At 33.9% G+C, this 13,254-nt stretch carries 13 protein-coding genes; 11 read left to right on the forward strand and 2 right to left on the reverse strand.

The genetic code is table 11. From position 1 onward, the window contains the following. Positions 1 to 87: 87 nt before the first annotated feature. From def to mazG, 3 genes are all read left to right on the forward strand, one after another. On the forward strand, positions 88 to 678 hold the full coding sequence (gene def / locus ACQY44_RS02710) for a peptide deformylase (protein WP_428228890.1): 591 nt from the start codon (positions 88 to 90) through the stop codon (positions 676 to 678). A 67-nt stretch (positions 679 to 745) separates the two neighbouring features. After that, on the forward strand, positions 746 to 1,231 hold the full coding sequence (locus ACQY44_RS02715; protein ID WP_428228891.1) for a DUF5606 domain-containing protein: 486 nt from the start codon (positions 746 to 748) through the stop codon (positions 1,229 to 1,231). 102 nt (positions 1,232 to 1,333) lie between these two features. Beyond that, positions 1,334 to 2,104: a nucleoside triphosphate pyrophosphohydrolase gene (gene mazG, locus ACQY44_RS02720; protein ID WP_428228892.1), complete on the forward strand. Its 771-nt coding sequence runs from the start codon at positions 1,334 to 1,336 to the stop codon at positions 2,102 to 2,104. A 1-nt stretch (position 2,105) separates the two neighbouring features. Here the strand turns inward: mazG and ACQY44_RS02725 are convergent, their stop codons facing one another. Beyond that, positions 2,106 to 2,786, reverse strand: a complete 681-nt coding sequence (locus ACQY44_RS02725) for a Crp/Fnr family transcriptional regulator (RefSeq protein WP_428228893.1) — start codon at positions 2,784 to 2,786, stop codon at positions 2,106 to 2,108. A gap of 207 nt (positions 2,787 to 2,993) precedes the next feature. Here ACQY44_RS02725 and ACQY44_RS02730 point away from each other — a divergent pair, with 207 nt between their 5' ends. The 8 genes from ACQY44_RS02730 to ACQY44_RS02765 all read left to right on the forward strand — a co-directional run bounded on the left by ACQY44_RS02730 (position 2,994) and on the right by ACQY44_RS02765 (position 11,840). After that, positions 2,994 to 5,381 (forward strand): heavy metal translocating P-type ATPase, encoded by a 2,388-nt coding sequence (locus ACQY44_RS02730; protein WP_428228894.1) that lies wholly within the window; start codon positions 2,994 to 2,996, stop codon positions 5,379 to 5,381. 115 nt (positions 5,382 to 5,496) lie between these two features. After that, a complete protein-coding gene (ccoS, locus tag ACQY44_RS02735) occupies positions 5,497 to 5,688 on the forward strand; it encodes a cbb3-type cytochrome oxidase assembly protein CcoS (protein WP_428228895.1) in 192 nt (63 codons plus the stop codon). 2 nt (positions 5,689 to 5,690) lie between these two features. Next, entirely contained in the window at positions 5,691 to 7,877 is a 2,187-nt protein-coding gene (gene ccoN, locus ACQY44_RS02740; protein ID WP_428228896.1) for a cytochrome-c oxidase, cbb3-type subunit I, read from the forward strand. 7 nt (positions 7,878 to 7,884) lie between these two features. Next, the gene (locus ACQY44_RS02745; RefSeq protein WP_428228897.1) at positions 7,885 to 8,079 is read left to right on the forward strand and encodes a CcoQ/FixQ family Cbb3-type cytochrome c oxidase assembly chaperone; all 195 of its coding nucleotides are present in this window, start codon (positions 7,885 to 7,887) and stop codon (positions 8,077 to 8,079) included. Position 8,080: 1 nt separating this feature from the next. After that, entirely contained in the window at positions 8,081 to 9,019 is a 939-nt protein-coding gene (locus ACQY44_RS02750) for a cbb3-type cytochrome c oxidase N-terminal domain-containing protein (RefSeq protein WP_428228898.1), read from the forward strand. 12 nt (positions 9,020 to 9,031) lie between these two features. After that, the gene (gene ccoG / locus ACQY44_RS02755) at positions 9,032 to 10,450 is read left to right on the forward strand and encodes a cytochrome c oxidase accessory protein CcoG (protein ID WP_428228899.1); all 1,419 of its coding nucleotides are present in this window, start codon (positions 9,032 to 9,034) and stop codon (positions 10,448 to 10,450) included. Between the two features lie 14 nt (positions 10,451 to 10,464). Then, positions 10,465 to 10,914, forward strand: a complete 450-nt coding sequence (locus tag ACQY44_RS02760; protein ID WP_428228900.1) for a FixH family protein — start codon at positions 10,465 to 10,467, stop codon at positions 10,912 to 10,914. A 224-nt stretch (positions 10,915 to 11,138) separates the two neighbouring features. Continuing rightward, on the forward strand, positions 11,139 to 11,840 hold the full coding sequence (locus ACQY44_RS02765) for a sulfite exporter TauE/SafE family protein (protein WP_428228901.1): 702 nt from the start codon (positions 11,139 to 11,141) through the stop codon (positions 11,838 to 11,840). Here the strand turns inward: ACQY44_RS02765 and hemN are convergent. Further along, positions 11,837 to 13,201: an oxygen-independent coproporphyrinogen III oxidase gene (gene hemN, locus ACQY44_RS02770; protein ID WP_428228902.1), complete on the reverse strand. Its 1,365-nt coding sequence runs from the start codon at positions 13,199 to 13,201 to the stop codon at positions 11,837 to 11,839. The two genes, ACQY44_RS02765 and hemN, sit on opposite strands and share 4 nt — an antisense overlap. Between the last annotated feature and the right edge of the window lie 53 nt (positions 13,202 to 13,254).

The following is a 13,254-nucleotide window of genomic DNA, read 5'->3' on the forward strand; positions in this document are numbered from 1 at the left end:
ATTGACTATTTTTTACTATTTTTGCCAGCTGAATTATGAGAACAAAATTCAGGTGTTTTCAGTAGATAATACATTAAATTAATACAAATGATTTTACCAATTGTAGGATACGGTGATCCTGTTTTAAGAAAAGTGGGTGAGGCAATTACGCCGGAATATCCAAACTTAAAAGAAACAATAGCAAATATGTACGAGACGATGTACAATGCTTACGGAGTAGGACTTGCTGCGCCGCAAGTTGGTATGCCGATTCGTTTATTTATTATTGATACGACTCCTTTTAGTGATGATGATGATTTACCGTCAGACGAGCAAAAAGACTTAAAAGGTTTCAAGAAAACTTTTATCAATGCTAAGATTGTTAAAGAAGAAGGCGAGGAGTGGAGTTTTAACGAAGGTTGCCTGAGTATTCCGGACGTTCGTGAAGATGTTTATAGAAAACCAACCGTTACGATAGAATATTGCGAAGAAGATTTTGTAATGAAAACAGAGGTTTTTGATGGTTTGATCGCAAGAGTTATTCAGCATGAATATGACCATATTGAAGGCGTTTTGTTTACAGATAAAATATCATCTTTGAAAAAACGTCTGATTCAAAAGAAATTAAAAAATATTACCGAAGGCAAAACATTTCAGGAATACAGAATGAAATTTGCTGCGGCTAAAAAAGGGAGATAATTGATCTGAGAAATTAGAATCAATAAAAATATAATAAATCAAATTCTTAATACTAATTTTAATAAACATGAATTTAGAGAAAATTTTAGCCATTTCTGGGAAACCAGGTTTATATGTATTGAAAGTGCAAACTCGTACAGGTTTTGTGGCAGAGTCATTAACAGACGGAAAAAAAATTACTGTTAACTTAAAAAGTAATGTAAGTTTATTGTCAGAAATATCAATTTACACTTACGAAGGAGAAAAACCATTGACTGAGGTAATGCAGCGTATTGCTGTTAAAGAAGACAAAGGTCAGGCTATTTCTCATAAAGAAGATAATGCTAAATTATCAGCTTATTTTAAAGAAATTTTACCTGAATACGACGAAGAAAGAGTATACCCTTCTGATATTAAAAAAGTATTAAACTGGTACAATACACTTCAGGCAAAAGGCTTGGTAACAGATTTAGCTCCGGCTCCTGCTGAAACTACAGAAGAAACTCCGGTTGTTGAAGAAAAACCAAAGAAAGCTCCGGCTGCTAAAAAAGAAAAAGCTAAAAAAGAAGAATAGTAGTTATTTTACTTTCAAATATATTAATCCTGTTAAGATGTTTTCTTAGCAGGATTTTTTACTTTTACAACACTACTCGATTACAATTAAAAAAGATCAAAAATGAGCAAGGAACTTCAACTTAAAGCTTTCGAAAGATTATTAATTATCATGGATGAACTTCGTGAACAATGCCCTTGGGATAAAAAGCAAACTTTGCAAACCCTCAGGCACCTGACCATTGAAGAGACTTACGAATTGGGAGATGCTATTTTAGATAATGATTTGAATGAAGTAAAAAAAGAACTGGGTGATTTGTTATTGCATATTGTTTTTTATGCAAAAATAGGCTCGGAAACAAATAATTTTGACATCGCTGATGTCTGCAACGAAATTTGTGAAAAACTAATTCATCGTCATCCTCATATCTATAGTGATACAGTAGTGAAGGATGAGGAAGAAGTAAAACAAAATTGGGAAAAGCTAAAACTTAAAGAAGGTAAAAAGTCAGTTTTAGAGGGCGTACCAAGAAGTTTACCAGCCTTGGTAAAAGCAAGCCGAATTCAGGATAAAGTAAAAGGCGTTGGTTTTGACTGGGAAGAACGGCACCAGGTTTGGGATAAAGTTCAGGAAGAGTTAGAAGAATTACAAGTAGAAGTCAAATCAGGTGATCAGGATAAAATTGAAGCTGAATTTGGTGATGTCTTATTTTCGATGATAAATTATGCCCGATTTCTAAATGTAAATCCGGAAGATGCTTTAGAACGTACCAATAAAAAATTCATTAAGCGTTTTCAATATCTTGAAGGCAAAGCCGGCGAATTAGGAAAACCATTGATGGATATGACCTTAGCCGAAATGGATGTATTCTGGAACGAAGCTAAAAAATTATAATTTATTCGCCCATTTTTTTCAAAGCTTTAATGTTTTTAAGCACAATTTTTTTACCTGCTAATTCAATTAATTCCAGTTTATTAAAGTCAGATAATAATCTTATGCAACTTTCTGTAGCCGTACCAATTATCCCGGCTAATTCTTCTCTTGTAAGTTGAACTTTCAGGGTTTTATCGTCATTTTCGCCAAAAGCGTGGTGTAATTGCAATAAGGTTTCGGCTAAACGTTGCTTCACCGTTTTTTGAACCAAAGCGATTTTATTGTTTTCAGATTCTTTTAGATCTTCACAAACAGATTGCATCAAATTCATTGAGAACTGATTGTTGTTGTTGAAGAAATGTAAAATTTCTGTTTTAGGAATAAAACAAACCTCCATATCCGCGACAGCTTTTGCAGATAAGTTTGCAGGTTCATTACTAATCATTGAACGTTGTCCTAAAAGTTCCCCTGATTGTACCAGTTTTACAATCTGGTCTTTACCGTTTGCACTTAATTTAGAAAGTTTTCCAACACCATCTTTTATACAAAAAACGCCATTAGTTACTTCACCTTCTTCAAAAATGGATTCCCCCTTTTTAATTTTATAGGTAGTCTTACTATTAGCCAATTGTACAACCTCATCCTTATTAAGTGCTTTAAGGGAAGAAAGTTGTCGAACGATGCATTGATCACATTTACTCATGGCAAAAATTATTTATTTGCAAAATTAACCAATATTCGCATTGAAAGGTGCTATTATTCCTGAAAATACGCAGAAAAAAGCTATTATTTCAATTTGCCGATTTATTTCGCTAAATTTAGGATTCGGTTTTTATTATTACATGATAAATATCATTTTTATAATCTCTCGTTTTTTTAACATTTGTTGTATCAAAAAAAAACAAATTTTATGAGTGAGCAGAGTTGTTTTCATTGTGGGTTAACCATTGTTAAAAATGAAGAAATCAATTTTGATGAAAAAAAGTTTTGTTGTAAAGGATGTAAAACCGTTTACGAAATTTTTAGTCTTCATGATTTGACCTGCTATTATGATTTTGAAAAATCTCCGGGAGCTACTCCACAAGACATTCAGGGTAAATATGACTTTTTAGACAACGAGGTTATTTTGTCAAAAGTTTTAGCGTTTCAAGAAGGAAATACGGCTATTGTATCCTTAAATATTCCTCATATTCATTGTAGTTCTTGTATTTGGATTCTTGAAAATCTAAATAGAATACAGCCCGGTATAAGTATTTCCCAGGTTAATTTTCCTGAGAAAAGTGTTCGCATTACCTTCAGTTCAGATCTTGTTTCCTTGAAGACTATTGTTTACATGTTAAGTTCAATTGGCTATGAACCTTATATTAGTTTAGAAAACTATGAAACAGGCAAGGCAAATGTAGATCGAACACTAACTTATAAATTAGGTGTAGCATTCTTTTGTTTTGGAAATATCATGCTATTGTCTTTTCCTGAATATTTCGAGATCAAAGAATTTTGGCTGGATAATTACAAACCTTTTTTTAGAATTTTAATTTTCCTTTTAGCATTACCCAGTTTTTTATACTCCGCGAGCGATTATTATGTTTCAGCTTATAAGAGTATAAAATCTAAGATGTTAAACATTGATATTCCCATTGCCTTAGGGATAATTGTGATGTTTTTCCGCAGTACTTTTGACATTGTAATGAATTACGGATCAGGTTTTTTTGACAGCTTAACAGGTCTAGTATTCTTTATGTTACTTGGAAAAATGTTCCAGATTAAAACCTATAGTTTCTTAAGCTTCGAAAGAGATTTCAAGTCGTATTTTCCCATTGCAGTTACCAGAATTAATTTGGATTTATCAGAAGAAAGTGTCCCTATTTATGATGTTCAAAAGGGCAATAGGTTATTGATCAGAAATCAGGAGTTAATTCCTGTAGACGGTATTTTGATTAGTGAAAAGGCTGAAATCGATTATAGCTTTGTCACCGGCGAAGCTGTTCCGATTACTAAAAAATCCGGAGATAAAGTTTTTGCGGGCGGCAAACAAATAGGAAAAGTAATTGAGATGGAAGTACTACATTCCGTTTCACAAAGTTATCTGACGCAATTATGGAGTAATGAAATTTTTCAGAAAAAGGTATTTCAAAAACATAAAACAATTACAGATGCGATAAGTCGTTATTTTACTCCTATATTATTACTAATTGCTTTTGCAGGTTTTGGCTACTGGATATTTATTGATGCAAATATTGCTTTTAATGTTTTTACCGCAGTTTTAATTGTAGCGTGTCCTTGTGCGCTGGCCCTGACAGCACCATTTACTTTTGGAAATATTTTAAGAATTATGGGCAAGCAAAAAATGTATCTTAAAAATGCATTGGTAATTGAACAATTAGCTAAAGTAAATACAATAGTTTTTGATAAGACCGGAACAATAACTACCAATAAAAAATCAAATATTTCGTATGAAGGAAATATTCTTTCTGAGGAAGATTATACTCTTATCAAAAATGTCCTTCGGGCTTCCAATCACCCATTGAGTCGTATGTTGTATGATTTTATGTCTGAAACGAAGAAAATTAAAATTGAGGATTTTCAGGAAATAACAGGAAAAGGAATTTTAGCATCTGCTCAAAATAAAACGATCAGGATTGGTTCTGCTGAATTCGTTGGAAGTCCAGGTTTAGATTCATCTGAAATTGAAAAGACTGCGCTTCATATTAAAATTGATGCCATGTATTATGGAAAGTTTACTTTTCAGAATCAATACCGTGAAGGCTTAGAAAAGTTGTTTGTTAATTTGAGTAAAAGCTATCAAATAAAGGTTCTTTCCGGCGATAACGACGGAGAAAGAGCAAGTCTTCAATCTATTTTGCCGTTGGGAACAGAACTGATTTTTAATCAAAAACCAGAACAAAAACTTGATTTTATTAAAAAACTGCAAGATCAGGGACAGAATGTAATGATGGTTGGCGATGGGCTCAATGATGCCGGGGCTCTTGCTCAAAGTAATGTTGGAATTTCCGTCTCTGAAAATGTCAATGTTTTTTCCCCGGCTTGTGATGCTATTTTAGATGCTTCAGAGTTCTCAAGGCTTGATTATTTCTTAAAGTTATCACAAAAATCGATTACAATAATCAAAATGAGTTTCGTTTTATCACTCCTTTACAATGTCATAGGCCTCTCTTTTGCTGTTACAGGCAATTTACTTCCTTTAGTGGCGGCCATCATTATGCCTTTAAGTACGATCACAATCGTTAGTTTTGTTACTTTTATGTCTAACTATTTCATTAATAGTAATTTAAAGTAATTATAAATAAAACAAGATAATTTTTTTATAAATTTAACATAAGTCTTCTCATATGATAATTATCATATTTTAACAGCCAGTAACCTAGTAATTTTGTTAACATAAATTTAAGGGTATGAGTGTCATTTATCTGTTAATTTCAGTAAGTATTTTCGTCGCAATTTGTTTCTTCATTGCTTTTATTGTCGCTGTCAAATCGGGACAATATGATGATGATTATACACCCTCAGTCAGAATGCTTTTTGACGATGAGACTAAAATTACTCCCCAAAACAATAAATCAAAAACAGAAGAAAAACAAGTATAATTATGGAAATGGAACAGTTTTATTACGACAACAAAATTGTAAAAAAATTCATTTACGCCACTATTCTCTTTGGAGTAGTTGGTATGTTAGTAGGGCTAACTTTAGCAGTTATGTACCTTTTTCCCAACATGACAGATGGTATTTCGTGGCTTAGCTATGGCCGATTAAGGCCTTTGCATACCAATGCTGTTATTTTTGCATTCGTTGGAAACGCTTTTTTTGCAGGGATGTATTATTCCCTTCAGCGATTGCTAAAAGCCAGAATGTTTAGTGATTTTTTAAGTAACGTGCATTTTTGGGGCTGGCAGCTTATTATTGTTGCAGCTGCAATTACATTGCCGTTAGGCTATACTTCTTCAAAAGAATATGCTGAATTAGAGTGGCCAATTGACATTGCTATCGCTCTTATTTGGGTCGTAATGGGAATCAATATGATTGGTACAATGTTACGCCGTAGAGAGCGTCACTTATATGTTGCCATTTGGTTTTACCTGGCTACATTTGTTACCGTAGCGGTTTTGCATATTTTTAATAATATCGAAATTCCGGTGTCTGCTTTAAAAAGTTACTCCGTGTATGCAGGTGTTCAGGATGCGCTGGTACAATGGTGGTACGGACATAATGCGGTTGCATTTTTCCTTACAACCCCATTCTTAGGATTGATGTATTACTTTGTTCCAAAAGTAGCTAATCGTCCTATTTACTCTTACAGGTTATCCATTATTCACTTTTGGTCTTTGATCTTTATTTATATCTGGGCGGGTCCTCACCACTTATTATATTCGGCTTTACCCAACTGGGCTCAAAATTTAGGTGTTGCATTTTCTGTAATGCTTATTGCTCCGTCTTGGGGGGGTATGATCAACGGACTTTTAACTTTAAGAGGGGCCTGGGATAAAGTTCGTGAAGAACCTGTTTTGAAATTCTTTGTAGTTGCTATTACCGGTTACGGAATGGCGACTTTTGAAGGACCAATGCTTTCTCTGAAAAATGTAAACGCTATTGCGCATTACACAGACTGGATTATTGCACACGTACACGTAGGGGCTTTGGCCTGGAACGGATTTATGTCTTTTGGTATTATCTATTGGTTGATTCCCCGAATGACCAAAAGTACATTATTTTCTAAAAAATTAGCAAATTTCCATTTCTGGATCGGTACATTAGGAATCATTCTGTATACACTTCCAATGTATGTGGCTGGTTTTCAGCAAGCATCAATGTGGAAACAATTTAATCCGGACGGTACATTAACCTATGGTAATTTCCTTGAAACGGTTACTGCAATTATGCCATTGTACTGGATGAGAGCTATTGGAGGTACTTTGTATTTAATCGGAATGTTTACGTTGGTGTATAACATTATAATGACAGTTAGAGCTGGTGATACAATCGAAGATGAATTAGCTCAGGCTCCGGCTTTACAGCGAATAAGTAACAGTAGGCTTAAAGGCGAAAAATTTCATAGCTGGTTAGAAAGAAAACCAATTCAGTTGACCATTTTAGCAACAATTGCAATTTTAATTGGAGGTATTATTCAAATTGTACCCACAATTATGGTTAAATCGAATATCCCAACCATTTCAAGTGTTAAGCCTTATTCACCCTTAGAACTTGAAGGCCGTGATCTATACATAAGAGAAGGTTGTGTGGGATGTCACTCCCAGTCAGTTCGTCCTTTCAGAAGTGAGGTGGAACGTTATGGACCACAATCAAAAGCGGGTGAGTTTGTTTATGACCATCCATTCCTTTGGGGATCAAAACGTACAGGTCCGGATTTATTAAGAGTAGGAGGAAAGTATAATGACAATTGGCATTTTAACCATTTCTGGAATCCACAAAGTATTTCTGCCGGTTCTATTATGCCAGGTTATAAATGGTTATTTGATAATAAACCAATGGATATATCCCTGACTCAAAAGAAAATGCAGGCGATGGTTACACTGGGTGTTCCTTATACGGAAGCTGAAGTAGCAAATGCTCAAAAAACATTAAGAACTCAGGCTATTGCAATCGAAAAAAGCTTAGAAAATGATCCTGACTTTGTAAAAAGTTATGAGCAAAGCAAGAAAAAAGCAGCGGCAAAAGGCGAAAAATTCATTCCGATGAACGAGAGGGAAATTGTAGCTTTGATTGCTTATATACAAAGACTGGGAACCGATATTAAAGTAAAAGAGACTTCTAAATAACAACATTATGTTTGAACAAATAAAACACAATATGGAGAATATTTCGGGTATAGCCATTTACCCGATACTTTCTCTCTTGATTTTCTTTTTCTTTTTTGTGGGATTAGGCTTTTGGGTATTTTCATATAAAAAAGAAAAAATTCAGGAAATGAGTGAAATACCTTTAGATGAAGGAGTTATTATAATTTCAAAAGATATTTAAAATGAAAAAGTTTTTCCCAGTATATGTAAGAGTACCCGTGATTTTCTTCATCGTTTTTGCTTTGATGGAGTACTTTATAGATTCAGGCGACAGACCGGCTTTTATCAAGTATCCAATGGTTTCGGTCTTTTTGTTTGTATTTCTGTTTATTTTGATTGCCATCGAAATTACATTAAGTGCGGTTAATCACATTATGTACCAATTGATGTCGCCGGAAGAAAAAGCAAAATTAGAGTATGAAAATAGTTTGAGCTTAACAGAAAGTAACTGGTATAAAGATTTAATGCACAAGCTTACCAAAACACAACCTATCGAAAAAGAAGGTGAGTTGTTGATGGATCATGATTATGACGGAATCAAGGAGCTTGATAATAATTTGCCACCTTGGTGGGTGTATTTGTTTTATGTCTGTATTGTTTTTGGAGTAGTTTATTTTGCCCGTTATGAAGTTTTTGGTGGAGATGATCAGGAAATGGAGCTTAAAAAAGAAATGGCCCAGGCAAAAATAGATGTAGATGAATACCTTAAAACAGCGCCGGATTTGATGGATGAAAAAACGGTTGTTTTATTGACAGATCCTGAAAGCTTAGCAGCAGGTAAGGAGATATTTACAACCAATTGTGCTGCTTGTCACCGTGCTGATGCCGGTGGACAAATTGGTCCAAACCTTACTGATAATCGTTGGATCTTAGGCGGAGGAATCAAAAACCTGTTTCATACTATAACCAATGGAGGTCGTGATGGTAAAGGAATGATTGCCTGGAAAGGAACCTTAAAACCTAAAGAAATTCAAAAAGTAGCAAGTTATATTCTATCGCTGCAAGGAAGTAATCCAAAAGATCCAAAAGAGCCGGAAGGTGAAGTTTGGGTTGATGAAACTGCTCCAACTAAAGATACCACAGCAAGTACAACAAAAGATAGTACTGAAGTTAAAAAATAATTACAACAAATCATGTCAAATTTACCAGACGAAGCTTTTAGAGATACCATCGGAACTATTGATGAAGGGGGTAATCGAAAATTTATTTTCCCTAAAAAACCGTCTGGTAAATTCTATGAGTACAGAAAAATAGTCAGCTATATTTTATTGGCTATTTTAATTGCCAATCCGTTTATAAAAGTAAATGGAAATCAGTTTATGATGTTCAATGTTTTAGAACGTCGTTTTAATATTTTTGGATTTCCATTTTGGCCACAGGATTTTTATCTTTTTGTAATCTCAATGCTCGTTGGTATTGTTTTTATTATTTTGTTTACAGTTGTATTTGGAAGAATTTTTTGTGGCTGGATTTGTCCGCAGACGATCTTTTTGGAAATGGTTTTTCGCCGAATCGAATACTGGATTGATGGTGATCGTGGTGCTCAAATACGATTAGCAAGACAAGAATGGAACGCGGAGAAAATTCGGAAGAGAATTGTTAAATGGACGATCTTTTTTCTAATCTCGTTTGGTATAGCCAATGTATTTTTGGCTTATTTAGTAGGTAGTGATCAGCTATTTTTAATGATTGAACAGGGACCGGTAGAACAAGCTAGTAATTTTATTGCGCTTCTTATTTTTACAGGCATTTTCTATTTTGTTTTTGTTTGGTTTCGTGAACAGGTTTGTATTATTGCTTGTCCGTACGGAAGATTGCAAGGAGTGCTTTTAGATAATAAATCGATAAACGTGGCGTATGATTTTGTACGCGGAGAAAAAGAAGCCGGTCGTGCAAAATTCAATAAAAAAGAGGATAGGGCGGCGACAGGAAAAGGAGATTGTATCGATTGTCACCAGTGCGTACATGTTTGTCCAATGGGAATTGATATCAGAAACGGAACGCAGCTAGAATGCACTAATTGTACTGCTTGTATTGGTGAATGCGATACTATTATGGATAGTGTCGGTTTACCAAAGGGACTTATTCGATATGCTTCTGAGGATGAAATTGCTAAAAAAGCACCTTTTAAGTTTACCACAAGAATGAAAGGTTATACAGCTGTTTTATTTATTCTGCTAACTGTTTTTGTTGGAATGTTATTTTTGAGAACGGATGTTCAGGCTGTTATTTTACGTTTGCCGGGGCAGCTATTTCAGCATAAAGGAGATAAAATCAGTAATGTTTATACCTACAAGATTGTCAATAAAACGATGAAGGATTATAACGATATCCATTTTGAATTGATTGATCAAAAAGGCAGTATTAAAAATGTGGGAAAACAACATTTCAAAGTAATAAAAGAGGGTATTTCGCAAGGGACATTATTTATCGAAATTGATGAAGCTCTTCTGGAAAGTGATAAAACCAAAGTAAAAATTGGGGTTTATAATGGCAAGGAATTGCTGGAAACCACCACAACAAATTTTTTAGGGCCAAGAAGTTTTAATTAGTAAAAAAAAATATTATGAAAATCAATTGGGGAACCGGAATTGTCATTGCATTTGCATTGTTTATGACTTTTATATTATATTTTGTTTTTGAAGTACAGTCCAACAGTAAGTATGACAATGATTTAGTTGTTGAAGAGTACTATAAACATGATTCACATTTTCAGGACGAAATGGCCCGAATTCAAAACGCGCATGACTTACAGCACAAGCCTTCTATTTCGTATAGTGAAAATGGTGTGAAAATAGCTTTTCCAACGACTTTTGAAAGTGATAAAGTAAAGGGGAACATATTACTGTACAGACCTTCAAACAAGAAATTTGATTTTGATACCCAAATTGCTTTGACCAATTCATCTTTGCTTATTCCACAAAAAAAGTTAATTAAAGGGCGTTGGGACGTTAATATGGAATGGGAATATAAAGGAACAAAATACCTTTCGAAAGAAGTGATTTATGTGAATTAATTGGTTGAATATATGTTTGCATCGATTTTTTTGGGAGAAAACGATGGTGGACATGTAATCTCTATGGATAATCCGTTAGGATTTAAATATCGGTAAAAAATCAAGCCATATCTGAAAAATGTCCCATTGGGACTACATAATTAAATTGTCACTATCTAATTGAAAACACAAAAGGTTTAATAATCATTTTTAATCAATTAATCTGTAGCAAAAAAACAAAACAAATGTTGTACTCAGCTTTCATATTTGGCTTAATTAGTAGTTTGCACTGTATCGGGATGTGCGGTCCAATCGCTATGATGCTGCCTGTAGATCATCAGAATGAAGCTAAAAAAGTGACTCAGATTATCACCTATCATTTAGGGAGATTGACAGCATATGCAACAATCGGATTAATTTTTGGATTATTGGGAAGAGGTTTTTTTCTGGCAGGGCTACAACAGAAAATGTCTATATTTATTGGTATAGCCATGATTATTGTAGTGTTGGTTCCTGAAAAGGTTTTTTCTAAATATAATTTTTCAAAACCGGTTTATAGAATCATTTCCCGAATAAAATCAAGTCTGGGAAATGAATTTAAGAAGAAAACCTATCAATCGCTTTTTACAATAGGATTATTAAATGGTTTTTTGCCTTGCGGAATGGTGTATGTTGCTTTATTTGGTGCAATAGCCATGCAAAGTGCCGGATTAGGTGTTTTGTATATGATACTGTTCGGATTGGGAACTGTACCTTTGATGACAATAGTGGTTTATGTGCATTCATTATTAAAGTTACCTTTTAGAAATAAAATCCAAAAAGCAATTCCGTATGTAGCGGTTCTAATTGGGGTTTTATTTATCCTTAGAGGACTAGGTTTAGGCATTCCTTATATTTCTCCGTCAAATATAAGTCTGTTTGTTCAGGGAACTCCTAATTGCCATTAAACTGTCATCGAAAATAAATTAGTTTCCGGTGATTTTCTTTTTAAATGCAAATCAAAAGCCATACAGATATTGCGAACAAAGGGTCTTCCTGCATCGGTAATTTTGATTTTATGATCTTCAATTATAATTAACTGATCTTTTTCTATTTCTTTTAGGTCTTCTAAAATAGTTGGGATTTCTTTAAAGTAAAGTGCTTCGTTACTCCAGGAAGTTTCAAATTCACATGTTAGGTTTAAGATGTGTTTTCTAATAATTAAATCTTCATGGTTTAGAATATGACCTTTTACAACTGGTAATTGATTTTGTTCTAATAATTCATAGTACTCTTCTATAATTTTTGTGTTTTGTGCAAAGCTATACCAGCTATCACCAATAGAAGAAACACCCAGACCAATCATAAGTTGTGTTTTTGAGGCACTATACCCCATGAAGTTTCGATGTAATTCTTTGTCTGTTGTTGCTTTGTATAAACTGTCTGATGCTAAAGCAAAATGATCCATACCAATTTCGTGATAACCATTTTTGGAAAGCATTTGCTTTCCGGTTTCATATAATTTTCTTTTTTCAGCGTCTTTTGGCAGGTTTTCATCATTAAATCCACGTTGTCCGTTGCCTTTTATCCATGGCACATGAGCGTAGCTGTAAAAAGCCAGACGATCCGGTTTTAAAGAATTTGTTTTTTCAACAGTATCAATTACATTTTCAATAGTTTGAAAAGGTAACCCAAAAATAATATCGTGACCTATTGATGTATAACCAATTTCTTTTGCCCAAAAAGTTACTTTTGCAACATTATGAAAAGGCTGGATTCTGTGAATTGCTTTTTGAACTTTTTCAGCATAATCCTGAACACCAAAACTGACCCTGCGAAAGCCTAAATCATATAACTTTTTAAGTTGTTCGTAAGTAGTATTGTTAGGATGACCTTCAAAACTAAATTCATAGTTTTTAGCTTTCCCGGCTTTAGAAAGGATACCATTTATAAGGTGTTCTAAATTGCTTGTAGAAAAAAAAGTTGGAGTTCCTCCGCCTAAATGGATTTCTTTTATAAGGGGTTTTGCCGGGAGTAATTTACAATATAAGTCCCATTCTTTTAAAACTGCTTTTATATAAGTTTCCTCTACGGAGTGATTTTTTGTAATACGTTTATTGCAACCACAAAAGGTACACATGCTTTCGCAAAACGGGAGATGAATATATAAACTAATTCCGTTTACTGAATTACTTTCTGAAAATGCTTTCTGAAATGACGCTATCCATTTTTGGTCAGTGAAATCGCTTTCATTCCAATACGGAACTGTTGGATAACTCGTATATCTTGGACCTGGGACATTGTACTTTTGAGTCAGTGAGATTTTCATAAAGTCGGATTTTGTATAATTCAAAATTAGAATTTATGGGCTAGACGGAAAAT

The organism is Flavobacterium sp. (assembly GCF_965277525.1).
In the GTDB taxonomy this organism is placed as follows: domain Bacteria; phylum Bacteroidota; class Bacteroidia; order Flavobacteriales; family Flavobacteriaceae; genus Flavobacterium.

What these genes read in the sequence shown, in the direction of transcription:
- def (WP_428228890.1), top strand. Translation starts at nt 88, where the DNA reads ATGATTTTACCAATTGTAGGATACGGTGATCCTGTTTTAAGAAAAGTG.
- ACQY44_RS02715 (WP_428228891.1), top strand. Translation starts at nt 746, where the DNA reads ATGAATTTAGAGAAAATTTTAGCCATTTCTGGGAAACCAGGTTTATAT.
- mazG (WP_428228892.1), top strand. Translation starts at nt 1,334, where the DNA reads ATGAGCAAGGAACTTCAACTTAAAGCTTTCGAAAGATTATTAATTATC.
- ACQY44_RS02725 (WP_428228893.1), bottom strand. Translation starts at nt 2,786, where the DNA reads ATGAGTAAATGTGATCAATGCATCGTTCGACAACTTTCTTCCCTTAAA.
- ACQY44_RS02730 (WP_428228894.1), top strand. Translation starts at nt 2,994, where the DNA reads ATGAGTGAGCAGAGTTGTTTTCATTGTGGGTTAACCATTGTTAAAAAT.
- ccoS (WP_428228895.1), top strand. Translation starts at nt 5,497, where the DNA reads ATGAGTGTCATTTATCTGTTAATTTCAGTAAGTATTTTCGTCGCAATT.
- ccoN (WP_428228896.1), top strand. Translation starts at nt 5,691, where the DNA reads ATGGAAATGGAACAGTTTTATTACGACAACAAAATTGTAAAAAAATTC.
- ACQY44_RS02745 (WP_428228897.1), top strand. Translation starts at nt 7,885, where the DNA reads ATGTTTGAACAAATAAAACACAATATGGAGAATATTTCGGGTATAGCC.
- ACQY44_RS02750 (WP_428228898.1), top strand. Translation starts at nt 8,081, where the DNA reads ATGAAAAAGTTTTTCCCAGTATATGTAAGAGTACCCGTGATTTTCTTC.
- ccoG (WP_428228899.1), top strand. Translation starts at nt 9,032, where the DNA reads ATGTCAAATTTACCAGACGAAGCTTTTAGAGATACCATCGGAACTATT.
- ACQY44_RS02760 (WP_428228900.1), top strand. Translation starts at nt 10,465, where the DNA reads ATGAAAATCAATTGGGGAACCGGAATTGTCATTGCATTTGCATTGTTT.
- ACQY44_RS02765 (WP_428228901.1), top strand. Translation starts at nt 11,139, where the DNA reads ATGTTGTACTCAGCTTTCATATTTGGCTTAATTAGTAGTTTGCACTGT.
- hemN (WP_428228902.1), bottom strand. Translation starts at nt 13,201, where the DNA reads ATGAAAATCTCACTGACTCAAAAGTACAATGTCCCAGGTCCAAGATAT.